Raw genomic sequence first — 24642 nt, 5'->3', positions numbered from 1 at the left:
CCTCTCCGGGCCCCGTGCGACGCCCTTCGCAAGCTCACTCTCCTTGGCACCCCCCCTACGCGAGGAAACGAAGATGAGCAGACTCCCTTCCCACGCACACCCGACCAGGTCGCGGCGTGCGCTCGCCACGGCCTCCGCCCTCCTGCTGGGCGTGACCACCGCGCTGACCGCCGCCCCCGCGACCGCTACCACCGACGGAGCGTCCGCCGCCAACGAACGGGTGGACAACCCGTACGTGGGCGCCGACGTCTACGTGAACCCGATCTGGTCCGCCAACGCCGCCGCTGAGCCCGGCGGCGAGGCCGTCGCGGACGAGCCCACCGGCGTCTGGATGGACCAGATCAGCGCCATCGAGGGCAACGACAGCCCCACCACCGGTGACATGGGCCTGCGCGACCACCTCGACGAGGCCGTCGAGCAGGCCGCCGGAGAGCCGCTGGTCTTCCAGCTGGTCGTCTACAACCTGCCGGGACGCGACTGCGCGGCCCTGGCCTCCAACGGCGAGCTCGGGCCCGACGAGATCGACCGCTACGAGTCCGAGTACATCGACCCGATCGCGGACATCCTGGGCGACTACGAGGACACCTCCCTGCGGATCGTCACCACGATCGAGATCGACTCGCTGCCCAATCTGATTACCAATGTGTCCCCCCGCAACACCGCCACCCCCGAGTGCGACGTCATGCTGGCCAACGGCAACTACGTCAACGGCGTCGGCTACGCGCTGGCCCAGCTCGGCGCGATCGAGAACGTCTACAACTACGTGGACGCCGGCCACCACGGCTGGATCGGCTGGGAGGACAACTTCGCACCCTCCGCGGCCCTGTTCCACGAGGCCGCCAACGCCAACGGGGCCACCCCCGACGACGTGCACGGCTTCATCTCCAACACCGCCAACTACTCGGCTCTGAAGGAGGAGCACTTCGCGATCGGTGAGACCATCAACGGGACCCCGGTGCGCCAGTCCAGCTGGGTGGACTGGAACAACTACGTCGACGAGCTCTCCTTCGCCCAGGCCCTGCGTGCCGAGCTGGTCTCCCAGGGGTTCGACCCGGGCATCGGGATGCTCATCGACACCTCCCGCAACGGCTGGGGCGGTGCCGACCGGCCCACCAGCGCCGGACCCACCACCGACGTGAACGCCTACGTCGACGGCGGCCGCTTCGACCGCCGCATCCAGTACGGGAACTGGTGCAACCAGGCCGGCGCCGGTCTGGGCGAGCGGCCCACCACCGCGCCCGAGCCGGGAATCGACGCCTACGTGTGGATGAAGCCCCCGGGTGAGTCCGACGGCTCCAGCACCGAGATCCCCAACGACGAGGGCAAGGGGTTCGACCGGATGTGCGACCCCACCTATGAGGGGAACCCCCGCAACAACCACAACATGAGCGGCGCCCTGCCCGACGCGCCCGTCTCCGGCCACTGGTTCTCCGAGCAGTTCCAGGAGCTGCTGGCCAACGCGCACNCGCGCCCCCCCGCCGCTGTCCCCCGGCGGCGGGCGCCCGGCAGGGCCACCCCTCCCGAACGGAGCCCCCGTGAAGCAACACCTGACACTCGCCCTCGCCACGGCCCTCGCACTCGTGGCCGCGCTGTTCGCCCACACGATCCCCGCGCACGCCGAGACCGGGTTCCGGGTCAGCGACGGGCGCCTCGTCGACGCCGCGGGCAACGACTTCGTCATCCGCGGGGTCAGCCACCCGCACACCTGGTTCACCCACGAGACCGGAGCCCTGGCGGACATCGGTTCGCTGGGCGCCAACACCGTCCGCGTGGTCCTCAGCAGCGGTGACCGCTGGCAGGAGAACGACGCCGACGACGTCGCCGCGATCGTCGCCGACTGCAAGGAGAACCGTCTGATCTGCATGCTGGAGGTGCACGACACCACCGGCTACGGTGAGGAACCCGAGGCCGCGACGCTGGACCAGGCCGTCGACTACTGGCTGCGCATCCAGGACGCGGTCGCCGGTGAGGAGGACCACGTCCTGGTCAACATCGGCAACGAGCCCTTCGGCAACGACGAGGCGACCAACACGTCCTGGGCCTCCGCCACCTCGGAGGCGATCCAGCGCCTGCGCGCGGCGGGCTTCGACCACACGCTGGTCGTCGACGCCCCGAACTGGGGGCAGGACTGGACGCACACCATGCGCGACGGCGCCCAGGGCGTCTTCGACGCCGACCCCCACGCCAACACCGTGTTCTCCATCCACATGTACGGCGTGTACGAACAGGAGTCGGTGATCGTCGACTACCTGGAGTACTTCACCGACCGCGGCCTGCCCCTCGTCGTCGGTGAGTTCGGGTTCGACCACAGTGACGGTGACCCGGACGAGGACGCCATCATGCGCCACGCCGAACGGCTCGGCCTGGGGTACATCGGCTGGTCCTGGAGCGGGAACAGCGACGAGGTCGCCTACCTGGACATGGTCGAGGACTTCGACGCCGACTCCCTGACCCCCTGGGGCGAACGGATCTTCCACGGGCCCGACGGCATCGCCCAGACCTCGGTCCGGGCTCCCGTGTACGGCGCGGAGCGGTTCGACCCGCGCGCACGTACGTGAAAGCCCCCGGCCGCGTACCCCGCGTGGCCGGGTTCCCCCAACACACACGAGGAGTGACCTATGCGGTCACGTCAGACCATCGCCGCGGTGGCGCTCGGAGGCCTGGCCATCGGCTACGCCGTCGTCGCCGCACCCGAACCGGCCGAGGCCCACGGGGCCTTCACCTATCCCGCCTCACGCACCTACGCCTGCTTCCAGGACGCCACCGGCGGCAGTTCCGGGGGCGCCCTCCAGCCCGTCAACGCCGCCTGTGCCGACGCCCTCGCCGAGGGCGGCGACTACGCCTTCTGGAACTGGTTCGGCAACCTGATCAGTAACTCCGCTGGCCAGCACGAGGAGTTCGTGGCTGACGGGGAGCTGTGCGGTCCGACCGAGCAGTTCGCCGCCTTCAACGCGGCCCGCACCGACTGGCCGTCCACCCAGTTGGAGCCGAACACCACGGTGGAGTTCCACCACAACGCGTGGGCGCCCCACCCGGGGACCTTCTTCACCTACGTCACGGTGGACGGCTGGAACCCGAACTCGCCGCTGACCTGGGACGACCTGGAACTGGTCGACGAGGTCGTCGACCCCCCGCTGCGCAGCGGGGGAGAGGCGGGTGCCGAGTACTACTGGGACGTGGACCTTCCCGACCGCGAGGGGCGCCACCTCGTCTACTCGGTCTGGGAGCGCTCCGACAGCCCTGAGGCCTTCTACAACTGCTCCGACGTCGTCTTCGGCGACGACCCGGGGACCGACCCGGGGCCGGGTCCGGACCCTGCGGACCCCGAGCCCACGGACCCCGAGCCCACGGACCCGCCCGTCACCGAGCCCACGGACCCGCCCGCGCAGGACTACTGCACGGCGGATTACAGGGTCACCAACGCGTGGAGCGACGGCTTCCAGGCGGAGGTCGAGGTCACCGCGGGGGAGGACGGCGTGACCGGGTGGATGGTGGACTGGGTGTTCGCCAACCGCCAGGAGATCACCAACGTCTGGAACGCCTCGCTCGTCAACCACGGCGCGCACTTCGAGGCCTCCAACGTGGCACACAACGGTACGCTCGCCGCCGGTGACTCCACCTCCTTCGGGTTCACCGCGACCTTCGAGGGAGCCAACATCCTGCCCGGCGTGGAGTGTCAGCGGCCCTGACCGGTGACACGTCGGACCGGTCCCGGGGCGTCGTGCTCCGGGACCGGCCCCCTGGTCCCTAACGGTGTTAGGTAACCTGGGCCGATGGACTCCGCGCGTATCTACCAGAACTGCCAGGACCGCCTCCTCGACCTGGCCGCCGACCTCGATCAGGACCAGCTCGCCACCGTCGTCCCCGCCTGCCCGGACTGGACCGTCCAGCAGGTGTACGCCCACCTCGCCGGACTCGGCGCGGACGTGGTACGGGGCGACGTCACGCCACCGGTCAGTGACGAGGTCACGGCGCGCCAGGTCGCCGACCGCGCCCACCTGAACATCGGCTCCGTCGCCGACCAGTGGCGCGAGGAGGCCCCCGCCTTGCTGGAGCTGCTGAGGACCAGCAAGCGCAGGCGTTACAGCCTGCTCGCCCTGGACCTGTGGCACCACGAGAACGATCTGCGGGGCGCCCTCGGACTGGCCGCCCAGACCGAGGACGCCGACCAGCTCGCGGACTTCCCGCTCGGCGGACTGGCGAAGGCCTGGCCCACCGAGGGTCCCGCCCTGCGGGTGGTCGCCACTGACACCGGTCAGAAGTGGGACCTCGGCGAGGGCGGCGTCCTCACCCTGAGCGGCACCGCCTACGAGCTGGCCCGGGCGGTCACCGGGCGCCGCAGCGTCCGTCAGATCACGGCCATGGACTGGACCGGCGGCGACCCGGCCGGGGTGGCTCCGTTCCTGCCCACCCTGCCCGCCCCCGAGGCCGACCTGACCGTCTGACCGGTCCTCAGAGGTGAGAGACCCGGTGCGGGCGGAGGCGCGGGCGTTCCCTCGCCGGTCGGGCGCTCGGTGACGGTCTGGTCAGCGGTTCAGGGGGTGTAGGGGATGCGGTCGATGGCGCGCACCTCACCCAGGGTGGACCACTCGTTGCGCCCGAGCCGGGCCATCGGGCGCAGCAGGGTGACCTCCGGGAGGCCGTCCACCAGGACGGACTCGTCCACGGCCACGGTCCGGACCCGGCCGAACACCACCGTGGAGTCACCCAGGCGCAGGGTCGAGTGCAGGGCGCACTCCAACGCCACCGGCGACGCCGCGACCCGGGGCGGCCGCACCGTGGTGCTCGCCTCCCGCTCGATCCCCAGCTCGTCGAACTCGCTCAGGTGCGGCGGGTAGTCCGTCGCGGACGCGTTGATCTGCTCCTGGAGCGGTTCGGTGGCCAGGTTGACCACGAACTCCCCGGTGGCCTCGGCGTTGCGCAGGGAGTCCTTGCGGCCCACCGAGGTGAACTGCACGATCGGCGGTTCCGTGCAGGAGATCGTGAAGAAGGAGTGCGGCGCGAGGTTGTCCACGCCGGACTCGGAGGTGGTGGAGACCCACGCGATCGGGCGCGGCAGGACCACGGACGACATCAGCTTGTAGAAGTCCCGGCCGGGCAGGGCGACGGGGGTGTATTCGGTACGCATCACCAACGAGTATCCCGTGTGCGGGTGGTGGACGCGGGCATACCCACCGAATGGAACTGGTCACCGCCGACGACGTCCGCGCCGCCGCCACCCGGGTTCAGGGACACGTGGTTCGAACACCCCTCACCGCAGGGCCCCACGGGACGGACCTCCTCCTCAAACCGGAGAGCCTGCAACCCACCGGCGCCTTCAAACTGCGCGGCGCCACCAACGCCGTCGCCCAGCTCACCCCGGTCCAGCGCGAACATGGAGTGGTCACGCACTCCTCGGGCAACCACGGCCTCGCGCTGGCCCTCGCCGCCGCCCGGCAGCGGGTGCCCTGCACCGTCGTGGTGCCGGAGGGCGCCCCGGAGGTCAAGGTGGACCGGATACGCGGGTACGGAGCGCGTGTGGTGACCGTCCCGCCCGCTGAACGCCTGGCCGCCGCCATCGAGCTCCGGGATCGCGAACTCCTCGCGCTGGTCCCGCCCTTCGACGACCCCCGGGTGATCGCCGGGCAGGGCACCGTGGGTCTGGAGATCCTGGAACAGTCACCCGAGGTCACCACCATCGTGGTGCCGGTGGGTGGGGGAGGGCTGGCGTCCGGGGTGGCCACGGCGGCCTGGACGGTGCACCCCCGCCGGGTGCGCGTCGTGGGCGTCGAACCCGAGTTGGCCGCCGACGCCGCCGAGAGCCTGCGCGAGGGACGTCTGGTCGCCTGGGAACCGGAGCGCACCCACCGGACCATGGCCGACGGGGTGCGCGTCGGCCTGTCCGAACGCACCTTCGCCCACCTGGCGGCCCGGTTGGACGAGATCGTCACCGTCTCCGAGGACGAGATCGCCGGAGCGGTGTCCGCGCTCGCCCACGGGGCCCGGCTGGTCGCCGAACCCAGCGGTGCCCTGGCCACGGCGGCGGTCCTGGCGGGAAAGGTGGAGACGGTGCCGGGGCGGCCGGAGGCCACGGTCGCGGTGGTCTCGGGCGGCAACGTCGACCCCGCCCTGTTCACTCGGCTGACCGCCGTGGGTTGAGCCCGGGCTCAGTCGTCCAGACGCACGGTGACGGTGACCCGGCCCCGCTGGTCCGTACTGGCCACCGCGTGCCCGGTGCGCACCCCTTCGGGCAGCTCCAGGGACAGGGGGCCGCCCTCACCGGTGAAGTTGCGCCACCACTTCTTGCGTTCGGGGATGGCGACGGGGACGGTCACCGTCGATCCGCTGAGCCGATAGGCGACCGGGGTGGAGAACTCCCGCCCGGACCGCCGTCCCGTGTAGGTGACCACCGTCAGGTGTCGGCGCAGCGGCCGCCCCCAGCGGGGTGAGGAACGCAGTGCCAGTACACACTGGTTGAAGGGCCGGACCACACGGTGCGGGATTGGACCTGCGTAACGCACGGGGACTCCAAGCTGGGGCTGTCGGGGGGCGGACGCGACCGTCGACGAGCGTCGGACGCGTGATCACCCTAGCCACGCCGGAGCGGGGTGGGGCCCAAGTGAGAGGCTGACGCGGAAAAGCCTCTCACCTGGTCCCTCACACGCAGTCCTCAGGCGGCGCGCCAGCGGTAGCGCGAGTCCTCCGCCGTGGTCGTGCACTGCATGAGCGTGCCGTTGTTGGTGCGGCCGTACTGCCAGTGCTGCGAGCAGAAGGCGCCGGGATGCACGCCCTGGACCGGGGCCGGTTCCGGTGCGGGCTCCGGATCGGGCGCTGGTGCGGGCGCGGGTTCGGGCGCCGGTGCGGGTTCCGGAGCAGGCTCAGGTTCGGGCTCAGGTTCGGGTTCGGGTTCGGGTTCCGGGGTGGGGCTGGGGTCGCCGATCTCCCCGGGGCAGTCGAGGTCGGCGGAGACCACGTAGAGCTCCACCTCGAGGGTGTCGGAGAACGGTGCGGTGGCGCCCTCCCCCTCGGGCTCCTGTCCGCAGACGGTGTGCCCGCCGGCGTCCGCCGCGTCCGGGGCGTCCACGTCCCCGAAGGCGCTCTCGACCACCATGGTCAGGCCCGCGCCCTCAATCCACTCCTGGGCCTCGCCGACCCTTTCGTCGGCGAAGTCGGGGAGCCTGGGCCACTCCTCGGTGGTGTCGTCATCGGGGCAGTCCGCTCCCGCGGGCACCACGGTCAGCACCGCGGTGTCCTCGGTGAGTTCCTGGTCGCACACGACCATCGCCGAGCGCGTCCACGGCGCGTCCTCGGAGAGCGCTCCCAGAACCAGGTCGTCGAGGTCCAGACCGGCCTCGTCCAGCTCTTCCTCGGCGTCCGGCAGGTCGAGCCCCACCAGTTCGAGGACGGTCTCCTCCGCGGGGGAAGCGGACGCGGGTTCCTCGGCCGTCGGAGGCAGGATCAGCGCGAGGACGACCAGCGCGACGAAGCCGAGGAAGGCCAGGGTCGCGCAGCCGCCGCACCCCAGGCCGATCCTGGCCAACGGGGAGAGTCTCCTCCGCCCCGGGACAGCCCCGGGCACGGATGGGGGATGGGTCATACGGGCTCCGTCTCAGGATCCGTGAGGGCGGAGCGGGCGCCGATCACCGTGCCGCACCATGCGGCGAAAGCCACCCTAACGGGGCACAGAGTAGGGGCGGATCATCGAGAGCGGCGGAGAGCGCTCACAGAGCGTTCACCAGGTGCGTCCGTTCCGGAGCGCCGCGCAGGCGAAGGGTGGGACGCCGGCGGCGATCGCCGAGCGGACGGCTCGGCGTCGCGTCAGTCCTCGGTGGCGCGCCGGTCCGGAGCGGCCGCGCGGTCCTCGCGGCGGCGCATGGCCATGTCGGACAGGACGGCCAGGCCGAAGGCGATCACCAGTGTCGCGATGACCGCCAGCGTGGTCAGGGCGGTGCCGAACGAGGTGGCGTCGATCATGGGGAGCTCCGGGGGTTCGAGGTCGCCGACGCCTCCAACCGTAATAGGCGTTAACTTTAAGACCCAGTGTAAGCTTGAGTGAACTGCGTCATATCCCGTCGCGGGCTCCGCCGCCCGGACCGTCCGGTGTGGCGCGGACGGGGCCGGGGCAGGCTCCCGACCATGTCGGACGCCGAACCCACCCCGGACGGCCGCTACGTCGTCGTCCGGGGACGAAAGTGGCGGGCCAGCGACCCGGAGCTCCCCGCGCCGGTGCGCCAGCGCCTGGTCGATCACCTGATGGCGGCGCGCCGGGACGTGGCCTCGGCCCTGCGGGCGCGTGACGCGGAGGCGGAGCGGGAGGCTCGGGCGAACGTGCGGCGCGCCAAGGAGGGCCTGGGGGAGAGGGGCACCCCCTGGTGGGAACTGACCGTCGACGACAGACGCCGCCGCTGGGAACGGGCACTGAGCGACCTCGACCCCGGCTGACCGCGCCCTCAGCTGACCCGCGCCCCCAGGGGGACCCCGGTGCCCTCCCGAGTGGCGGGAGGGCACCCGGGCCGTTCGCTCAACCCCGGGGAGTGGGCGGGGTCGTACCCGGGCAGGTGTCGGTGACCGCCTCACGGGTCTCGAAGAACTCCACCGCCGTCTCGGCGCAGGGCAGGTCGGACAGTGTGCCGTGGCCGTCGTCCTCCACGCTCAGGACCCGACCGCCGACGACCTCACTCATGTCCAGGGCCCAGCGGTGGGGCGTGACCATCTCGCGGGTGTGGCCCACCAGCTGGAGCGGGCTCTCACCCCGGCTCAGCTCCGGCGCCAGACCCGCTGAGGGCCAGCCCACGCACAGGTGCTCGTAGAAGCCCAGAGTGCCCATGGCGGGCAGGCGCTCGGCCCGTTCGGTCCGGTTCTGCCACACCTGGTCGAAGTCACGCGGGCTCTCGGAGTCGTTGCACAGCAGCGCCATCTGGGCGAAGAAGGTGCCACCGTCGGTCTCGGTGTCCCAACCGAACCCCTCGGCGTGGGGCTGCCCCAGCTCGGGGAGGCCCCCGTCCAGCAGGGTCACCAGGGCGGCGGCGTTGTCGGGCCACTCGCGCTCGGGCGTGGGCAGCAGCGCGGTCACGGCGTCGCCGTCCACCACGGTCCCGTCGGGTGCGGTGCGCGGCTCCTCCGCCAGTTCGTCACGAAGATCCAGCACCCGCGTCCGCACCGGCCCGCCCTCCGTGCCCAGACCGTAGACGTCGTCGTGCTCGGCCACCCAGTCGGTGAACCGGTGGAAGACCTCCTCGCCCGCCTCCGCCTGGCCCTCCTCCAGTCGGGACACGCTGGTGTCCGGGGACACCACCGAGTCCAGGAGCATGGCCTCCACCCGGTCGTCGAACAGGGAACGGTAGGTCACGCCGAGCAGGGACCCCCACGAAACCCCGTAGTAGCCGATGGTCTCCGCGCCCAGTGCCTGGCGGACCAGTTCCATGTCACGGGCCACGTTCTCCACGGTCAGGGAGTCGACCAGCTCCGGGTCGTTGGCGTGACACTCCGCGTTGATCCGGGCGTGCTCCTCGGCGAGGGCGCGCGCCCGTTGCTCCGCACTCAGGTCGGGCGAGGGATCGGGCGCGACGTAGTCGTCGTCGCACTCCAGGGCCGCGCTGTGGCCGATACCGCGCGGATCGAACCCGATGAGGTCGTGCCGCAGCCCCAGGTCCCGCGCCTCACTGTCGAGGATGCGTCCGGGCATGGTCACGCCCTGGTGTCCCGGCCCTCCGGGGTTGAAGAGCACCGGGTAGGTGTTGTCCTCGGCGGCGGGGATCCGGGTCACGGCGATCTCGATGGTGCGCCCATCGGGGTCGTCGTGGTCGAGGGGCACGGTCACGGTCCCGCACAGGGTGCGTTCGTCGTCCTCGTCCCAGCCGGCGGCCACCTCCGAACAGAGCCGCCAGTCCGGTTCCGGGGCGGGCACCGCACCGGCCGGGACGGCTCCGGTCGTGAGCATCAGTCCCGACAGGGCGGTCAGGGCCGTACCGCGTGCAAGGGGCATGGGGGTCTCCACTCGGAGTCGGGGACGCGTCTGGGAATGAGCTGACCGGAGCACGTGGCGCCCCGGTGTCTCGGAGTCGCCGCAATGCTACGTACGGCCTCCCCCTCCGGGCATGCCCCTGGCGGATGATCCGACGGGTCTCCCAAGTACCGGGTGGAGACCGTCGCGCCGTGTCCTTGGTCGGTTCGGGTCACCGACTTTCGTGGGGGGGCGAGTGTGCATGGGGCTGGTCGGACCGACACGCGGCCCGGACGCGGTGACGGGCGCCTACACTCAGCCCTCATGCGCACCCGGATCCCTCTTCCCAGCCGCTGCCTCGCCCGCTGGCGCGGCCTGGACCCCCTCAGCCGACGCGAGTGGCGCGGGACCGCCGCCGACTGGCTCTACGCTCTGGGCACCCTGCTCTTCACCGTCCAGTTCCAGATCCAGGCCCTGGACGGCTGGGGCCTGGCCGGAGCCTGGACGGATACTCTCCTCGAGACCCAGTCCGAGCTGTACGGCCCTGAGCTTCCGGGGCTGCTGTACGTCGCCGCGCCCGCGCTGTGCGCGTCGGCGGCCATGCTGGTCCGGCGCACCCGCCCCCTGTGGTTGCTGGTGCTGGCCTTCCTGCTGCTCCTGGGTTTCGGCAACATCGTCCCCGCCCTCGTGGCCGTCTACTCCTACGCGGCCTTCGCCCGGAGCCCGCTCGCCCCGGTCGCCTGGTCGCTGTGCTTCGCCGCGGTGGTGGTCGTCGTCTACCAGGACGAGGCCCAGTTCGTGTTCATGGGCGTGATGGCCGTGCTGCTGATCCTGGCCCTGGGACTGTACGTGGGCACCCGCCGCCAGCTCGTGGACGGGCTCACCGAGCGGGCCGAACGGCTCGACCGGGAACGGCACCTGCTCGCCGAACGCGCGGTGAGCGCCGAACGCAACCGCATCGCCAGGGAGATGCACGACGTGGTCGCCCACCGGGTCAGCCTGATCGTCCTGCACGCCGGAGGGCTGGAGGTCTCCACCAGCGATCCGAGGGCCCTGGAGACCGCGGGGCTCATTCGTGGGACGGGACGCCAGGCACTCGGAGAGCTGCGCGACATCCTCGGCGTGCTCCGCCAACAGCCCTCGGGCCCCGCGCCCGGCCAGCCGCAACCCACCCTGGAACGCGTGCGGGAGCTGCTCGACGAGTGGCGTGAGGCGGGGATGACCGTCGAACTCCGGGACGGGCTCCCCGAGGCGGGCGACCTCCCGCTCACCGTCCAGCGCGCCGCCTTCCAGGTGGTGAAGGAGGGGGTGACCAACGCCGCCAAGCACGCGGCGGGAGCCGACGTGACCGTGTCGGTCCGGGTGGACGGGGAGACCCTGACGGTGGAGGTCGCCAACGCGGAACCGCCGAGCGACCTGGTGCCGCCGCCCGAGAGCGGATACGGGCTGTCCGGGCTCCGGGAGCGGGTGGACGCCCTGGGTGGCCGACTCACCTCGGAGGAGACCCCCTACGGCGGGTGGCGACTGACCGCCGAACTCCCCGCGGTGGCGGACGCACGGTCGGCTCCCGCCTGACGGAACGAACGGGGGCGCGACCGGCGCGGGAACGACGAGGGGCCCGGGGGCGTCGCGCACCCCGGGCCCCTCGTCGCAGGTACCTACAGGATCGACCCGGGCGCGTAGGCGGCGGCCTCCGGGCGGGCGGCGGTGATCTCCTCGATCCGCGCCACCACGGTCGCCACCTGGTCGGCGGCCGCACCCGTGAAGGTGATCCGGTCGGCCAGCAGCGCGTCCAGGGCGGCGCGGTCCAACGGGAAGCGCTCGTCGGCGGCCAACCGGTCCAGCAGCTGGTTGCCCACGCCCTCCTGGCGCATGGCCAGCGCGGAGCCCACCGCGTGCTCCTTGATGAGCTCGTGGGCTGTCTCACGGCCCACCCCGGCGCGCACCGCCGCCATCAGCATCTTGGTGGTGGCCAGGAACGGCAGGTAGCGGTCCAGCTCGGCGGAGACCACAGCGGGGAAGGCACCGAACTCGTCCAGGACCGTCAGCATGGTCTCGACCAGCCCGTCGAAGGCGAAGAACGCGTCCGGCAGCGCCACCCTGCGCACCACCGAGCACGACACATCGCCCTCGTTCCACTGGTCGCCCGCCAGCTCACCGGTCATCGACGCGTACCCGCGCAGGATCACGGTGAGGCCGTTGACCCGCTCGCACGAGCGCGTGTTCATCTTGTGCGGCATGGCGGAGGAACCGACCTGGCCCTCGGCGAAGCCCTCGGTGACCAGCTCGTGCCCGGCCATCAGACGGATCGTCTTCGCCAGGGACGACGGGCCCGCGGCGAGCTGCACCAGCGAGGTCAGGACCTCGAAGTCCAGCGAACGCGGGTACACCTGGCCCACGCTGGTGAACCGGTGCTCGAAGCCCAGGTGGGCGGCGACCTCGTCCTCCAGCGTGTCCAGCGCCGCACGGTCTCCGCCGAGCAGGTCCAGCATGTCCTGGGCGGTGCCCACCGGGCCCTTGATCCCGCGCAGCGGGTACCGGGCGATCAGCTCGTCCAGACGCCCCAGGGCCACCAGCACCTCGTCGGCGATCGACGCGAACCGCTTGCCCAGCGTGGTGGCCTGCGCGGCCACGTTGTGGGAACGGCCCGCCATGACCGTCTCGCCGTACTCGGCGGACAGCCTGCCGAGCCGGGCCAGCAGCGCCACCACGCGGTCGCGCACCAGCAGGAGGCTGTCGCGGACCTGGAGCTGCTCGACGTTCTCGGTGAGGTCGCGCGAGGTCATGCCCTTGTGGACGTGCTCGTGACCGGCGAGGGCGTTGAACTCCTCGATCCGGGCCTTCACGTCGTGCCGGGTGACCCGCTCGCGCTCGGCGATGGAGGCCAGGTCGACCTGTTCGAGGACCTTCTCGTAGTCCTCCACCACACCGGCCGGAACGTCCACGCCCAGACGCGCCTGGGCGCGCAGAACGGCCAGCCACAGCCGCCTCTCGGCGACCACCTTGTACTCAGGGGACCACAGCCGGGTCAGCTCCGCGGACGCGTAGCGGGCAGCCAGGACATCGGGGATCACAGGTTTCGCGCTCACGTCGTCCCACCCTATCGCCCCGCGGCGGGGCGGTCGCGCGTCGGTCCAGCTCCAGTTCACCGGTAGTGCCGTCCCTACCCCCGACCGGTGGGCTCGGCGGATGTCCCCGCCCCCGCGCCGCGCCCTAGCGTTGAGGCATGATCACCCCGAACGTCCGCCGCAGAGGGCCGGGCACGCTGCTCCAGTCGCTCGCCAGCCCCCGGTACCTGCTCTCGGCCTGGCCGTGGCGGTCCCTTGCCTACCAGCTGACCACCCTGGCCGTCGGGGGCACGCTGGTCGTCGTGGCCTCGCCCGTGTACGCGCCCTGGGCGGTGTTCGTGGCGCGCCTGGGAAACGGTTACGACGCGGGCTCGTTGACGTCGTGGTTCCTGTTCGGGCTCCTCATGGTGCTCTGCTTCGCCCCACTGGTGGCCATTCCCCTGGGCGCCCTGGAACGCCGACGCCTGTACCTGGTGATGCCGGAGGAGAACCGCAGCGGACACCGGCCCCCGCCACCCGGCCTGTGGGGCTGGGTGCGCACCCGCTACTCCGAAGCCGCCACGTGGCGGGAAGTCGCCTACGCCGCGGTCATGTTCCCGATCCTCGGCCTGTCCCTGCTGGTGACCGTCTCCCTGACGGTGGCCACGGCGATCCTGGCGGCGGGACCCATCCTGCTGCGCGACGAGAACGAGGGCCCGATCGCCCTGGGCTGGACCACCCTCACCACCCCGGCCGAGGCGCTGCCCTACGCCCTGGCCGCCCCGCTCACGGCGGCCCTGCTCTTCTACGCCTGCGGGCTCATCTCCTACGGCCACGGGGTCATCGCCCGCGCCCTCCTGGTCGGACCGCCCAAGGAGGAACTGCGAGCCGAGCTCGACCAGGTCACCGAGTCCCGCGCCCGGCTCGTGAACGCCTTCGAGTACGAGCGCCGCCGGATCGAACGCGACCTGCACGACGGCGCCCAACAGCGACTCGTGGCCCTCAGCATGGACCTGGGCATGGCGCGCGTGGACCTGGACGAGGGCTCACCGGCCGACCTCCGCGTGGCCGCGGCCCAGGCCAAGGCGGACGACCTCATCACCGAGATCCGTGAACTGGTGCGCGGCATCCACCCGCGCGTGCTCACCGACCGCGGACTGCGCGACGCCCTCCAAGAGCTGGCCGACCACTGCCCGGCACCCGTCACCGTGGAGACCGCTATCCCGCACCGCCTGCCCGCGCACGTGGAGGGGACCGCCTACTTCGTGGTTGCCGAGGCGCTCACCAACGTCTACAAGCACGCCCGGGCCGACGCCGTGACCGTGCGCGCCCACCTGGCACCCGGACACCCCGGGGTCGCGACACCGGGAGCCCCGGGCGGGCCGCAGGACGACGGAACCGCCGTCCTCACCGTGGAGGTCACCGACGACGGGGTCGGCGGTGCCGACGCCGACCGCGGCAGCGGACTGACCGGACTCCGTGACCGGGTCGCGGTGATGGGCGGGACAATGAGACTCACGAGCCCCGAAGGCGGGCCGACCCGAATCCGAGTGGAGCTGCCGTGCGGACCGATCCCCGCGAACCCGACGCCGTGACCCCCGTTCCGACCGTGCTCGCGGAGGACGGAGTGCTGCTGCGTGAGGGCCTGGTGGGGGTGCTGGAGCGCTTCGGCTTCCCGGTCGTCGCCGCGGTCGAGGACGGTGACGCCCTCGTCGAGGCGGTGACCGAGCACCGCCCGGGCCTGGTGGTCACCGACATCCGGATGCCCCCCGACTTCACCGACGAGGGGCTGCGCGCCGCCGTGCGCCTGCGCCGAGAGGACCCCGGGCTGGCGGTGGTGGCGCTCAGCCAGTATGTGGAGCTCAGCTACGCCACCGATCTGCTCGACTCGGGCGACGGCAAGGGCGTGGGCTACCTGCTCAAACAGCGGGTGGGTGACGTCCGCGAGTTCGCCTCGGTCCTGCGCAGGGTCGTGGAGGGCGCCACCTTCGTCGACCCCGAGGTCGTCCGGCAGCTGCTGCGCCGCAGCTCCGACCCCCTCGAACGACTGACCGCCCGCGAACGGCAGGTGCTGGAGCTGATGGCCGAGGGTCACTCGAACGGGGCCATCGCCCGCAAGCTGGTGGTCAGCGACGCGGCGGTGGGCAAGCACGTGGGCAACATCCTGGCCAAACTCGACCTGCCGCCCGACGACGACACCCACCGCCGTGTCCAGGCGGTCCTGGCGTTCCTCCGCGCCCAGGCCGACTGACCCGGGCGCCCGACACTCAGCCGTTCATGGACCGGTCCACGACCACCGCGGGCTCGTCACCGATGACCCAGGCGTCGTGACCGGGCGGAACGAACGCCACCTGGCCCGCGCGCAGTTCGCGCTCGGCGCCGTCGGAGGTGCGGAACCCCATGGTTCCCCGCATGAGCGTGAGCGAGTGGGTGGCCATGCACAGGTCCGTGCCCGCGTCGGGCCCCATGTGCTCGCTCCAACGCCACCCCGGCTCGAGGGTGAGGCGGTTCAGTATCTGGCCGCCCAGGCGCACGGACTCCACGTGCCCGTGGTCGAACTCCATGCGGTCGTCGGAGGTGTCGAAGTCGCCGATCCGCACGGCGCCCGGGGACTCCTCGTCCCAGGCCTGCACCATGGACTGGTGGACGATCCGGCCGTCCTCCAGGTCCAGCATGGAGATGCTCCTGACGGTGAGGCCGTCCGGGTAGGTGCACCGCTCCGTGTAGGCGGCGTGGTCGCCGTCCGTCACGCACTCCAGGACCTCGTGGTCCAGGTCCATCGAGTAGACCTGCCGGATCTGGTCCTCGATCGACGCGCGTCCGTGGAGGACGGTGGGTGCGCTGGGCGGGGTGCGGCGGTCGACGGTCTCCATGTCCGCGTCCTCCGCGAACTGGCCTACGAGGGTGTCGGTGTCACCGTCCTCGACGGCGCGCCGGAACACGTCGATGTCGAATTCCGTGCCGCTGGTGTTGACAGACATGGTGCGGACCCCTTTCCGCTGGGAACTTCAGTAGGCACGTTGGACTCACGGGTGCCTCTCCCTCCACTCTCCTCGCCCCCCAGCTCCCGGTTCGACCAATCCCGGGTCAGGCCTGGGTTTGCCCGGGCCGGGGGAGGGGGATCGACCGGTGGCGCGCAGGGGTGCGCACCCGTACCCCCGGAGGAGGCAGGATGAGGCCCACGGTCGCCGCTCCCGAGAGCGTCACCTGGAGGGTGCACCTGGACCGTTCCATGTGGGTGGCGGGCGTGCGCGCCCTCATGCTCCAGGCACTGCACCCGATCGCCATGCAGGGGGTCTGGCAGCGCTCCGACTTCCGCTCCGACCCGACCGGGCGCCTGCTGCGGACCGCCCACTTCGTGGCGGTCACCACCTACGGCAGCCTGACCGAGGCCGACGCACTGGGGCGGCACGTCCGCCGCGTCCACCGCGCGCTGAGCTTCACCGACCCCGCCAGCGGCCGACTCCACCGGGTCGACCGGTACGACCTCCTCGTGTGGGTGCACTGCGCCGAGGTCACCTCGTACCTGGAGACCTGCCACCGTGCCGGAGTGGAGCTGAGCGCCGCCGACCGCGACCGCTACCTCGACGAGCAGGCGCACACCGCCACGCTCGTCGGCCTCTCACCCGGCGACGTCCCCCGTGACGTCGCCGCCATGCGCCGCTACCTGGCCGCCGTCCGGCCCAGCCTGCGCGTGACTCCCGAAGCCCGCCAGGCCGTGCGCTTCCTGCTCTGGCCCAGGATCCCCGACCGGCTCGCCTGGCTCACACCGCTCAAACCGCTCTGGTTCCCGGTCGGCGCGCTGTCCTACGCCACGCTGCCCTCGTGGGCGCGCAGGGCCTACGGGACGCTCCCGGAGGTGCCCGGGGCGGGAGCGGCGGCCACCGCGAGCCTGCGGGCGCTGCGCTCGGGGCTCAACCGGGTGCCCGAGCGCTACTACGACCTGCTCTTCGACGAAGCCACCGTGCGCAGTGCGGACGAGGCCAGGCGACGGCTCCTCGCGGCCGGATACCGCGTGGAGGACGGGTTGCGGCTCGCGCGTCCCCGCGCCGTGCCCTCGTCCCCGCACGCCTCGGCCCTCCGCGAACGGAGCCGGACCTCGACCGTGCCCGACCCCGCGGACTAACGTGGAACGCGGAGGCGGCCTCACCAACGGGACACCGGAGGTGACATGGTCAAACGCAGGAAGGTCCGGTACGCGCTCGTCATGGGGACGTGCCTGGTGCTGTTCGTCGGCGCCACCCCCGCCTACTACCTGCTCGGCACGGGATGGGCGGTGGCGATGTGCCTGGTGGCCATGGTGCTGCCACCGATCGCGATGACCCTGGGCAGCATCTCCGACCCGGACGACCCGCGCGACCACGACAACAGGTACGGGCCCAACGCCGAGTAGCCCGACGCCGAGAGCGCCCGGCCCCGCGCCGGACCCGTACCCGGGGTGTCAGCGCTCCAGGACGCGCCGCAGGGCGCCCAGGACCAGCTCGGCGCGGTCCAGGCGGGCGTTGTGACCCATGAGGCCGATCCGCCACACCGTCGCGGCGTACGGACCCACACCGGCACCGATCTCCAGGCCGTAGTCGCGCAGCAGTCGCTCGCGCACCTTGCCCGAGTCCACGCCCTCGGGCACCCGCACCGAGGTCAGCTGGGACAACCGGTGGCCCTCGGCGGCGAACAGCTCCAGCCCCATCTCCTGGAGGCCCTCGCGCAGGCGCGCACCGGCAGCCTCGTGACGGGCGGCGACGGAGTCCACGCCCTCCTCCTCGATCCGGGTCAGCGCCGCGTCCAGGGAGGCGACCATCGCGGTCGGGGCGGTGTGGTGGTAGGCGCGCCCACCCGGGCCGCCGCGCACGTACGCGCCGAGCAGGCCGAGGTCCACGTACCACACGGGCGGGGCCTGTACCCTGCGCTCCCAGGCGCGCTCGGAGAAGGTGAAGGGCGCCAGGCCCGGCGCCACGCCCAGGCACTTCTGGGTGCCGGAGTAGGCGATGTCCACCCGCCACGCGTCGAGGTCCATCGGCATTCCGCCGAGCGAGGTGACGCAGTCGGCCAGCAGCAGGGTGTCGTCGGACCGTTTGCGCAGGGCCCGGCCCAGCGCGCCGATGTCGCTGACCACACCGGTGGAGGTCTCCGCGTGCACGGCCGCCACCAGCTTCGGCGCGGGGTGGGCGTCCAGGACGCGCTGGACGTCCACGGGCTGGCCCCACTCGTGGTCCACCCGGACCACTTCGGCGCCGTAACGCCCGGCGACCTCGCACATCCGCTCGCCGAACAGGCCGTTGACCGCCACCACCACGACGTCACCGGAGTGCACGGTGTTGGCGAAGGCGGTCTCCATGCCGAGGGATCCGGTGCCGGAGAGCGGGAGTGTGAGCGGGTTCTCGGTGCCCCAGAGGGAACGCAGCCGCTCGCAGGTGCGTTCCAGCAGGGTGATGAACTCGGGGTCCAGGTGCCCGAGGAGCGGAGCGGTCAGGCCCAGAGTCGCCTCCGGGTAGGGGTTGCTCGGACCGGGGCCCAGTAGGGTGCGTTCGCTGACTGACATGGTCGAACACTAGCCGGGACGCGCCCACCGGGCCCAAACGGGGTGATCCGGGGGCCGTGCTCCGGCTCCCGCGCCACCACCCGCCGCTCCCCCCGCCTCGAACCGGTCCCGAAGCGGCCCAGACCAGGAAGGAGACGGGCGTCTCCCGCCCCAGCCGGAGGCTGGTGCCCGCACGCCCAACCACCCATGACCGACACCAACACCGAGGCGGCCACACGAGCCGACACCGACGGCGTGCGCATGCTCCGGGTGGCCCACGACGACCCCCGGGTGGACGGGCTGCTCTCCGGACTCCTGGAGGAGTACACCGAACGCTACGGCGCCGAGGGCGCGGCCGACGAACTCAGCCGCTACCCGGTCACCGAGTTCGTCGCCCCGCACGGCTGCCTGGTCCTGGCCGAGATCGACGGGGAGGTCGTGGCCGGGGGAGCGCTGCGCCCGTACCACCGGGACCGCGCGAGCCGGGCCGACACCGTCGAGTTCAAGCGCGTGTGGACCAGCGCCCGGCACCGGAGGCGCGGCCTGGGGCGGCGGATCATGAGCGCGCTGGAGGGCGCGGCGCGTGACCTCGGCTACAGCCGGGTCATCCTCTTCACCGGGCCCTCCCAGCCCGAGGCGGTCGCCCTGTACGAGCGCATCGGCTACCGCTGGGTGGACCCGGCCACCGTCGAGGACCTGCCCTACCCGAAGGCCATCCCCTTCACCCACGACCTGGCCACCGAACGGACCTGACCGGCCGCGCACGGACACACCGGCGCTGGTCCGGACGTTATGGGCAGCGCTATGTCCGGCGCGCGGACAGGGGTACGAGGGCCCCCGTACGATGAGGACAGGCGACCGCCGCCAGCGGTCCGCGCTTCCCCGCACCCTTTCGACGAACTCTGGAGAGTCACAACGTGAGCGAGCAGCAGCGCCCCGAGGCCGAGGTCGACGCCCCCGTGTTCAGGCCGCGCAAGAACGGCCAGGCGCAGTCGGTCTCCGACGAGCTCGCGGCGTGGATGACCACCGGCTGGGCCGACACCGAACTGCGGGACCTCGAACCGATCGAGCAGGCCGAGCACACCGCCCGCCGCCGGGCCGCGCTCAGCGCGGCCTTCCCCGGCGACCGACTGGTCATCCCCTCCGGTCAGCTCCTGACCCGCTCCAACGACACCGAGTACCCCTTCCGCGCCGCCACCAACTACGCCTACCTGACCGGTGACACCACCGACGGCAACTGCCTGGTGCTCACCCCGAAGGCCGACGGCGGCCACGACGTCGTCCTCTACCTCAAGCCGCGCTCCAACCGCGACAACGGCGAGTTCTGGCTCGGCGGCTACGGCGAGCTGTGGACCGGGCGCCGCAACAGTCTCGGCGAGGCCTCCGACCTGCTCGGCGTGCCCACCGCCGATGTGCGCACCCTGCCCGCGGCCCTGCGCGGCGACGCCTCCGCCACCACCCGCGTGGTGCGCGGCCACGACGCCGAGATCGACGCCCTCGTGGACGAGCTGCGGGCCGACGCCGACGACGATGCCCGCGCCAAGTCGGCCCAGCTCGACGAGGACCTCGGCGTCGTCCTGGCCGATCACCGCCTGGTCAAGGACGAGTGGGAGGTGGCCCAGCTCCAGCTGGCCGTCGACGCCACCGCGCGCGGCTTCAGCGACGTCGCCAGGGCGCTCCCGCAGGCCAGGGACACCTCGGAGCGCTACGTCGAGGGCACCTTCTTCCTGCGGGCCCGGGTGGAGGGCAACGACGTCGGTTACGGCACCATCGCCGCCTCCGGCGCCAACGCCACCACCCTGCACTGGACCCGCAACGACGGCCCGGTCCGCGAGGGCGACCTGCTGCTCCTGGACGCCGGTGTGGAGACCACCACCCTCTACACCGCCGACGTCACCCGCACCATGCCGGTCTCGGGGACCTTCACCGACCTCCAGCGCAAGGTCTACGACCTGGTCTACGAGGCGCAGGAGGCCGGGATCGCCGCCGTGGCCCCGGGCCAGCCCTTCACCGCCTTCCACGAGGCCTCCCAGCGCGCGCTGGCCGAGGGCCTGGTGGAGTGGGGCCTGCTGGAGGGGCCGGTCGACCTCGTGCTGGAGCTGGGCCTCCAGCGCCGGTACACGCTGCACGGCACCGGACACATGCTCGGCATGGACGTCCATGACTGCGCCGTCTCCCGTCAGGAGACGCACCTGTACGGCGAACTGAAGCCGGGCATGGTGCTCACCGTGGAGCCGGGCCTGTACTTCCAGCCCGACGACCTCACCGTCCCCGAGGAGCTGCGCGGCATCGGTGTGCGTATCGAGGACGACGTCCTGGTCACCGAAGAGGGCCGCACCGTGATGTCGGCCGGCCTGCCGAGGTCCTCCGTGGACGTCGAGGCCTGGCTGGCCGAGCGCCTGCCGCGCTGACCGCGGCGTCCCCGAGGCCCGAACCGGCGCACGGGCCGTCTTCCCCGGAGGAAGGCGGCCCGTCGTCGTGTCCGGCCCGGGATTCGGTCACCGGTGGGCCGGTGCAACGGCAGTGGTCGGAGGATTTCGGCTGTCCGTAGCCTCGGCCCGATCGTGGGTGGGAATGTGGCATACCCGCCCTGTCCGGATATTCACCGGGGCGGGTGTGGAACCATCAGTCTGATCCACCGACGGCCTTCCCGATCAGGGGGCGGTCCGATCTGGCACCCGCTACGGTTTTTGTGGCGAGCGGATACGTAAGACAGAACTGGGGGAGGTTCACGCGTGCGCGCGGAACGGCTGTGGCGCAGGGTGCTGAGGTTTCCCCGCCTGTTCCTGGCGGAGCGGACGGTCCTCGTTCACGGCGACGTCGACCCCAACCCCGACCCCAGGAAGTCGCGGTACGAGGCCCGGGCCTTCGACACCCGCTCCCTGCGCCCCCTGGGCACCGCCTTCGAGGCGCAGGGACCGGTCAACCTGGCGCGGGCGCCCGACGGGCAGCAGTGGCCGGGCACGGTCCTGGTCCAGGCCTCCCGGCGCTCGGTGACGGTGCGCGACCCGAGCACCGGCACGCCGCTGCTGGAGACCGACCTCGCCGAGCCCGGTGAGCTGTGGCCCGACGACGTGGCCCTGCGCGTCCTGGACAAGGAGGCGGTGGTCCTCCTCTTCGGTGAGGACGGTGACGGCGGTACCCGGTGGTGGGCGGTGGACCCGTTCACGGGTGAGACCGTGCCCGACCTCGCCGACTCCCGGCCCGGCCACGAGGCCAGGGGGGAGCGGATGTCCTTCGCCGGGGACTTCCTGGTCGCTCCCGGCCAGGACCCCGGGTTCGACCCGGTCATCCTCGCCGACTACGAACACCCCCGTGAGCGCGTGTACCGGTTGGAGGACGGCGAGTACCTCGGCGAGGTGGAGAGCCACGCCGACTCCGAAACGGTGGCGGCACGGGTCGGCGGCCGGTCCCTGCTGGCGGTGGCCGGGCGGATCCACTCGCTGCCCGACCTCGAACTGGTCGCCGAGCTCGGCGGGCCGCGCACGCTGGTGTCCCTGGTCGAGTGGGAGGGCGAGGCGGTCGCCGTCTACCAGGAGGAGGACGCCCGCCCCGGTGGTCTGGGCTCCTGGTACCTGGACCGGCTGCGCGTCCGGTACCTGGACCGCCCGGGGCAGCCGGTCGTGGAGATCCCCGAGACCTGGCCGGGCGACCTGGAGGACCTGGTCGCCGCACCGGACCGGGTGGTGGTCCTGGCCACCACCGAGGGTGTGTACGCCCTGAACGTGAAGCCCTAGGGTCCGGCCGGGGCGCCGCGGCCGGCCCGCCACCGGACCGATCCCCGTCCTTGCGCCTCGTCTGCCCTGGGGCCGGGCCGCAGTGGGACCACGGCGGGGCCGGTCCCTGTCCGGTCGCGTGCCCCTCCCGTCTCGGGGACAGCACGCCGGGCGGTCTCGGCCCCTAGACGGGCAGCAGGGCGCGGGCCTCGGCGACGAAGTCCAACTGCTCCATCCATCCCACGTTGTCCGCGCCCGCGACAACGCGGTCCGCCCCGGCCTCCGTGTACGCCGAGTACAGCTCGGCGAGTTCCCCGGGGTCCGCGCCGTCATCGGCGCGCGGGTCGCCTCCTCCTCGGGGACCCCGTGCTCTTCGACGAGCTGCCGGACGAGGGTGTCGTGGGCCAGGCGGGCCGACGGCCCCTCACCGAGGATGAGGTGACCGCCCACGGTCACCGGGGGACGGGGGAGCCCCCGGGCCTCGGCGCGCGTGCGCAGACGTGTCACGGCCGCTCCCAGGGCGGCGGGGGAGAGCTGGGAGGGGAACCACCCCGGGCCCAGCCGTAGGACCCGGTCCGAGGCCCGCTACCCGCCGCCCACGAGGAGCGGCGGCATCGGCGCGGGCGGGGCCAACCGCAGTGTCGTCTCGGCCGACGGGAAACGGACTTCCTCCCCAGCCACAAGGGGCGGGAGGAGGTCCAGGACGGCGTCGGTGGCCCGGCCGCGCCCCTTCGCGGGGACGCCCAGCGCCCGCCACAGGGGGGAGTCGGGGAACCCGCCGACCCCACACCCAGGAGGATCCGTTGGTCGGACAGGTGTTGGAGGGTGGCGATCTGCGCGGCCAGCCAGGGAGCCGGCCTCGGCGGAACGGACAGGACCCCGAACCCCAACCGGACCGTTCGGGTGACGGAGGCCACCGCCGCCAGGGTCAGGGCCGGTTCCAGGGCGGGCGTCCCGTCACCCAGGACCAGGTCGGCCACCCACAGCGACTCCAGACCGCGCTCCTCGACCGCCCGGGCGGCTTCGGAGACCCCGGGGGTACGGGGATCGGTCAGTTCGTCCATGGTGGTGGGCAGCACCGCACCGATGTCGATCATGCTCATGCCCCCAGCCTGAGTGCTCAACATTGAGGTCAAGGGTCGCGTGTCGGAGCCGCGAGAGCCCCCGTTCAGGCGCCGACCCCGGCCAGGTATCCCCGTGAGGCCTCGTAAGCGCGGTCGATCCGCCTCTGTACGGTGTCCAGCCGCCGGAACGCCAGCGGCCTGTCGTCGCCCGCCAACGCACCCCCGCTGGGCAGTACGTGCAGCCGGACGTCCTCCGGCAGCGTCGCGAGATCCCGGGCGAAACGGTGGCGGCGCGCGATCTCGAAGGCCACCCGCGCCGTCTCCACCGGGTTGGTCGGCGGCGACAGCGGTTCCTCCACCCGACCCACCTGCAACACGTACACCGTGCGCGCACCCGCCCGCACGGCGGCCTCGATCGGGATGGAGTTGACGATCCCGCCGTCCATGAAGTGCTCGCCGTCGATCCGGGTGGGCGGCAGCAACCCGGGGACGGCGGAGGAGGCCAGTACGGCCTCGATCAGCGGCCCCTCCGAGAACCAGTGCTCGGCCGCGCGCTCGATGCTGGCCGCCACCACCCGCAGCGGTACCGCCAGGTCCTCGAAGACGGGATCGGGGCCGAGCATCTTCACCAGGAGGCGGCGCAGCGGTTCGGGTGAGATCAGGTGGGTGCGGGTCGTCACGATCCGGTGCAGTTGACGGCCCACCGCCTCCCCGAACACCGTGTCGGCCTCCTCCGAGGTCCAGGTGCGGGTCAGCCGCTCCACCGCCGCCGTCGAGGGGTCGGCGGCCAGCACCGCGCCGTTGATCGCGCCGATGGAGGTCCCCACCACCAGGTCCGGGGTGATCCCCTCCTCCAGCAGCGCACGGATCATGCCCACCTCGACGGCGCCGCGCACCCCGCCCCCGCCGAGCACGAACGCCACCGGACCGGGGTCGCGTCCACCGGTGGGGGTGTCCGGGGGGTCGGCTGCGAGGGGCGGGGTGGTGCCACGGGGGGTCTCAGGCGCGTCTGTCACCCGGACAGTGTAGGAAGGGAGGCGCTCCCGAACCGGCCTGGGCAGCCCCTCAGTCCTCGACGGTGCGCAGGACCTCGAAGTCGATCCCGGCCCGGGGCAGCCTCCGGATGAGCGCGTCGCCCATGGCCACGGCGGTGGTCACCTGGCCCGAGGTCGGCGGGAGGTCGTCCTGCCACAGGCACAGCGCCGACTCCGCGAGCATCCCCGAGGTCGCCCCGTATCCGGGCTCGCCACCCGAGACCAGCGTGTGTACCCGACGGCCGCCGCCCGACCCCGAGAAGTGCACGGTGAACCACCCGTTGGCCAGCTGCTCCTCGGAGGGGCCCGCGCCCGGCGGACGCAGCGACTTCAGGCGATCC

At 72.3% G+C, this 24642-nt stretch carries 24 protein-coding genes and 1 pseudogene; 14 read left to right on the top strand and 11 right to left on the bottom strand.

The genetic code is table 11. The features are described from left to right. Nucleotides 1-73: 73 nt before the first annotated feature. The 4 genes from D452_RS0107690 (at nt 74) to D452_RS0107675 (ending at nt 4445) form a co-directional block, all read left to right on the top strand. Nucleotides 74-1789, top strand: coding sequence for a glycoside hydrolase family 6 protein (locus tag D452_RS0107690; RefSeq protein WP_017543573.1), 1716 nt, complete (start codon nt 74-76; stop codon nt 1787-1789). Continuing rightward, nucleotides 1680-2558: a glycoside hydrolase family 5 protein gene (locus D452_RS29480; protein ID WP_239646337.1), complete on the top strand. Its 879-nt coding sequence runs from the start codon at nt 1680-1682 to the stop codon at nt 2556-2558. Before D452_RS0107690 ends, D452_RS29480 begins: the two co-directional genes overlap by 110 nt. 60 nt (nt 2559-2618) lie before the next feature. Beyond that, a complete protein-coding gene (locus D452_RS0107680; protein ID WP_017543571.1) occupies nt 2619-3689 on the top strand; it encodes a lytic polysaccharide monooxygenase auxiliary activity family 9 protein in 1071 nt (356 codons plus the stop codon). A gap of 84 nt (nt 3690-3773) precedes the next feature. Next, on the top strand, nt 3774-4445 hold the full coding sequence (locus tag D452_RS0107675; protein ID WP_017543570.1) for a maleylpyruvate isomerase family mycothiol-dependent enzyme: 672 nt from the start codon (nt 3774-3776) through the stop codon (nt 4443-4445). Between the two features lie 89 nt (nt 4446-4534). Here D452_RS0107675 and D452_RS0107670 read toward each other — a convergent pair whose 3' ends face one another. Continuing rightward, nucleotides 4535-5128 carry a flavin reductase family protein gene (locus D452_RS0107670; RefSeq protein ID WP_017543569.1) on the bottom strand — a complete coding sequence of 198 codons (594 nt, stop codon included), beginning with the start codon at nt 5126-5128 and terminating at the stop codon, nt 4535-4537. Between the two features lie 50 nt (nt 5129-5178). Here D452_RS0107670 and D452_RS0107665 point away from each other — a divergent pair, with 50 nt between their 5' ends. After that, the gene (locus tag D452_RS0107665) at nt 5179-6138 is read left to right on the top strand and encodes a threonine ammonia-lyase (RefSeq protein ID WP_017543568.1); all 960 of its coding nucleotides are present in this window, start codon (nt 5179-5181) and stop codon (nt 6136-6138) included. Nucleotides 6139-6146: 8 nt separating this feature from the next. Here D452_RS0107665 and D452_RS0107660 read toward each other — a convergent pair whose 3' ends face one another. The 3 genes from D452_RS0107660 to D452_RS30840 form a co-directional block, all read right to left on the bottom strand. Then, the gene (locus D452_RS0107660) at nt 6147-6500 is read right to left on the bottom strand and encodes a hypothetical protein (RefSeq protein ID WP_051061265.1); all 354 of its coding nucleotides are present in this window, start codon (nt 6498-6500) and stop codon (nt 6147-6149) included. A 149-nt stretch (nt 6501-6649) separates the two neighbouring features. Beyond that, the gene (locus D452_RS0107655; RefSeq protein ID WP_083927467.1) at nt 6650-7519 is read right to left on the bottom strand and encodes a serine/threonine kinase; all 870 of its coding nucleotides are present in this window, start codon (nt 7517-7519) and stop codon (nt 6650-6652) included. Between the two features lie 278 nt (nt 7520-7797). Beyond that, nucleotides 7798-7953, bottom strand: a complete 156-nt coding sequence (locus D452_RS30840) for a hypothetical protein (RefSeq protein ID WP_017543566.1) — start codon at nt 7951-7953, stop codon at nt 7798-7800. Nucleotides 7954-8115: 162 nt separating this feature from the next. Between D452_RS30840 and D452_RS0107645 the strand changes: the two genes are divergently transcribed. After that, nucleotides 8116-8421, top strand: a complete 306-nt coding sequence (locus tag D452_RS0107645) for a hypothetical protein (protein ID WP_017543565.1) — start codon at nt 8116-8118, stop codon at nt 8419-8421. Between the two features lie 79 nt (nt 8422-8500). Here the strand turns inward: D452_RS0107645 and D452_RS0107640 are convergent, their stop codons facing one another. Then, entirely contained in the window at nt 8501-9964 is a 1464-nt protein-coding gene (locus tag D452_RS0107640) for an alpha/beta fold hydrolase (protein WP_017543564.1), read from the bottom strand. Between the two features lie 282 nt (nt 9965-10246). Between D452_RS0107640 and D452_RS0107635 the strand changes: the two genes are divergently transcribed. After that, nucleotides 10247-11497: a sensor histidine kinase gene (locus D452_RS0107635; protein WP_017543563.1), complete on the top strand. Its 1251-nt coding sequence runs from the start codon at nt 10247-10249 to the stop codon at nt 11495-11497. Nucleotides 11498-11580: 83 nt separating this feature from the next. On the opposite strand, the gene purB is transcribed toward D452_RS0107635, so the two are convergent. Further along, the gene (gene purB, locus D452_RS0107630; protein WP_026129066.1) at nt 11581-13011 is read right to left on the bottom strand and encodes an adenylosuccinate lyase; all 1431 of its coding nucleotides are present in this window, start codon (nt 13009-13011) and stop codon (nt 11581-11583) included. Between the two features lie 137 nt (nt 13012-13148). On the opposite strand from purB, the gene D452_RS0107625 reads away from it, so the two are divergent. Further along, a complete protein-coding gene (locus D452_RS0107625) occupies nt 13149-14564 on the top strand; it encodes a sensor histidine kinase (RefSeq protein ID WP_017543561.1) in 1416 nt (471 codons plus the stop codon). Further along, nucleotides 14531-15220 (top strand): response regulator, encoded by a 690-nt coding sequence (locus tag D452_RS0107620; RefSeq protein ID WP_017543560.1) that lies wholly within the window; start codon nt 14531-14533, stop codon nt 15218-15220. The genes D452_RS0107625 and D452_RS0107620 overlap by 34 nt, the downstream gene beginning before the upstream one ends. Nucleotides 15221-15236: 16 nt before the next feature. Here the strand turns inward: D452_RS0107620 and D452_RS0107615 are convergent, their stop codons facing one another. Then, nucleotides 15237-15950 carry a nuclear transport factor 2 family protein gene (locus tag D452_RS0107615; protein WP_017543559.1) on the bottom strand — a complete coding sequence of 238 codons (714 nt, stop codon included), beginning with the start codon at nt 15948-15950 and terminating at the stop codon, nt 15237-15239. A 191-nt stretch (nt 15951-16141) separates the two neighbouring features. Between D452_RS0107615 and D452_RS0107610 the strand changes: the two genes are divergently transcribed. Together D452_RS0107610 and D452_RS0107605 are read left to right on the top strand one after the other, a co-directional pair. Continuing rightward, nucleotides 16142-17095 carry an oxygenase MpaB family protein gene (locus D452_RS0107610; protein WP_017543558.1) on the top strand — a complete coding sequence of 318 codons (954 nt, stop codon included), beginning with the start codon at nt 16142-16144 and terminating at the stop codon, nt 17093-17095. Between the two features lie 45 nt (nt 17096-17140). Next, entirely contained in the window at nt 17141-17362 is a 222-nt protein-coding gene (locus tag D452_RS0107605) for a DUF3099 domain-containing protein (protein WP_017543557.1), read from the top strand. 48 nt (nt 17363-17410) lie between these two features. Here the strand turns inward: D452_RS0107605 and D452_RS0107600 are convergent, their stop codons facing one another. Continuing rightward, nucleotides 17411-18508: a pyridoxal-phosphate-dependent aminotransferase family protein gene (locus tag D452_RS0107600; RefSeq protein WP_017543556.1), complete on the bottom strand. Its 1098-nt coding sequence runs from the start codon at nt 18506-18508 to the stop codon at nt 17411-17413. A gap of 186 nt (nt 18509-18694) precedes the next feature. On the opposite strand from D452_RS0107600, the gene D452_RS0107595 reads away from it, so the two are divergent. From D452_RS0107595 to D452_RS0107585, 3 genes are all read left to right on the top strand, one after another. Then, nucleotides 18695-19240: a GNAT family N-acetyltransferase gene (locus tag D452_RS0107595; protein ID WP_017543555.1), complete on the top strand. Its 546-nt coding sequence runs from the start codon at nt 18695-18697 to the stop codon at nt 19238-19240. Nucleotides 19241-19404: 164 nt separating this feature from the next. Then, nucleotides 19405-20898, top strand: coding sequence for an aminopeptidase P family protein (locus D452_RS0107590; RefSeq protein WP_017543554.1), 1494 nt, complete (start codon nt 19405-19407; stop codon nt 20896-20898). A 324-nt stretch (nt 20899-21222) separates the two neighbouring features. Next, a complete protein-coding gene (locus D452_RS0107585; protein WP_017543553.1) occupies nt 21223-22224 on the top strand; it encodes a hypothetical protein in 1002 nt (333 codons plus the stop codon). Nucleotides 22225-22706: 482 nt separating this feature from the next. On the opposite strand, the gene D452_RS27880 is transcribed toward D452_RS0107585, so the two are convergent. From D452_RS27880 to D452_RS27875, 3 genes and pseudogenes are all read right to left on the bottom strand, one after another. Continuing rightward, nucleotides 22707-23306 carry an LLM class flavin-dependent oxidoreductase gene (locus D452_RS27880; RefSeq protein WP_239646336.1) on the bottom strand — a complete coding sequence of 200 codons (600 nt, stop codon included), beginning with the start codon at nt 23304-23306 and terminating at the stop codon, nt 22707-22709. Between the two features lie 65 nt (nt 23307-23371). Next, nucleotides 23372-24283, bottom strand: coding sequence for a patatin-like phospholipase family protein (locus D452_RS0107575; protein ID WP_017543552.1), 912 nt, complete (start codon nt 24281-24283; stop codon nt 23372-23374). Nucleotides 24284-24332: 49 nt separating this feature from the next. Next, nucleotides 24333-24642: pseudogene (locus D452_RS27875) on the bottom strand (saccharopine dehydrogenase); the annotation flags it as partial.

This window comes from Nocardiopsis prasina DSM 43845 (assembly GCF_000341265.1).
In the GTDB taxonomy this organism is placed as follows: Bacteria; Actinomycetota; Actinomycetes; order Streptosporangiales; family Streptosporangiaceae; genus Nocardiopsis; species Nocardiopsis prasina.
Note: the sequence above shows the minus strand (reverse complement) of the source record. Positions and strands in the feature narration are given on the sequence as shown.

Excerpts from the sequence above, each read along its gene's own strand:
- D452_RS0107670 (WP_017543569.1), bottom strand. The coding sequence starts at position 5,128 with ATGCGTACCGAATACACCCCCGTCGCCCTGCCCGGCCGGGACTTCTAC.
- D452_RS0107645 (WP_017543565.1), top strand. The coding sequence starts at position 8,116 with ATGTCGGACGCCGAACCCACCCCGGACGGCCGCTACGTCGTCGTCCGG.
- D452_RS0107675 (WP_017543570.1), top strand. The coding sequence starts at position 3,774 with ATGGACTCCGCGCGTATCTACCAGAACTGCCAGGACCGCCTCCTCGAC.
- D452_RS0107665 (WP_017543568.1), top strand. The coding sequence starts at position 5,179 with ATGGAACTGGTCACCGCCGACGACGTCCGCGCCGCCGCCACCCGGGTT.
- D452_RS0107605 (WP_017543557.1), top strand. The coding sequence starts at position 17,141 with ATGGTCAAACGCAGGAAGGTCCGGTACGCGCTCGTCATGGGGACGTGC.
- D452_RS27880 (WP_239646336.1), bottom strand. The coding sequence starts at position 23,306 with ATGAGCATGATCGACATCGGTGCGGTGCTGCCCACCACCATGGACGAA.
- D452_RS0107640 (WP_017543564.1), bottom strand. The coding sequence starts at position 9,964 with ATGCCCCTTGCACGCGGTACGGCCCTGACCGCCCTGTCGGGACTGATG.
- D452_RS0107610 (WP_017543558.1), top strand. The coding sequence starts at position 16,142 with ATGAGGCCCACGGTCGCCGCTCCCGAGAGCGTCACCTGGAGGGTGCAC.
- D452_RS30840 (WP_017543566.1), bottom strand. The coding sequence starts at position 7,953 with ATGATCGACGCCACCTCGTTCGGCACCGCCCTGACCACGCTGGCGGTC.
- D452_RS0107615 (WP_017543559.1), bottom strand. The coding sequence starts at position 15,950 with ATGTCTGTCAACACCAGCGGCACGGAATTCGACATCGACGTGTTCCGG.
- D452_RS0107600 (WP_017543556.1), bottom strand. The coding sequence starts at position 18,508 with ATGTCAGTCAGCGAACGCACCCTACTGGGCCCCGGTCCGAGCAACCCC.
- D452_RS0107680 (WP_017543571.1), top strand. The coding sequence starts at position 2,619 with ATGCGGTCACGTCAGACCATCGCCGCGGTGGCGCTCGGAGGCCTGGCC.
- D452_RS0107595 (WP_017543555.1), top strand. The coding sequence starts at position 18,695 with ATGACCGACACCAACACCGAGGCGGCCACACGAGCCGACACCGACGGC.
- D452_RS0107625 (WP_017543561.1), top strand. The coding sequence starts at position 13,149 with ATGATCACCCCGAACGTCCGCCGCAGAGGGCCGGGCACGCTGCTCCAG.
- D452_RS0107635 (WP_017543563.1), top strand. The coding sequence starts at position 10,247 with ATGCGCACCCGGATCCCTCTTCCCAGCCGCTGCCTCGCCCGCTGGCGC.